General features: G+C 42.6%; 1 protein-coding gene. It reads right to left on the reverse strand.

From position 1 onward, the window contains the following. Nucleotides 1-272: FtsW/RodA/SpoVE family cell cycle protein (locus AAEZ03_RS27390; protein WP_350582998.1), on the reverse strand; the 272-nt coding region annotated here is incomplete at both ends.

The following is a 272-nucleotide window of genomic DNA, read 5'->3' on the forward strand; positions in this document are numbered from 1 at the left end:
ATCCCAGCCATTACGAACCTCAAAAGATCGACGCACGACAAAGTCAGATACGAATACAATCATGACCAGTTTGGCCAATTCTGCGACCTGAAAGTTTAAAAAACCTAAATTCAACCAACGCTTAGAGCCATTAATCGGTGTGCCAAACAAAGTTAAAAACAGCAAGCCTCCGGTAATCGCTAGTAGGATAAACTGGGTTTCTGTTTTATATAAGGTTCGTAGGGACACCAAGTAATAAGGAAAAGCAGCGGCGATCAGGCCGATTCCCATAT

Source organism: Pseudomonas sp. HY2-MNA-CIBAN-0224 (genome assembly GCF_040310285.1).
GTDB classification, from domain to species: Bacteria; Pseudomonadota; Gammaproteobacteria; order Pseudomonadales; family Pseudomonadaceae; genus Aquipseudomonas; species Aquipseudomonas helleri.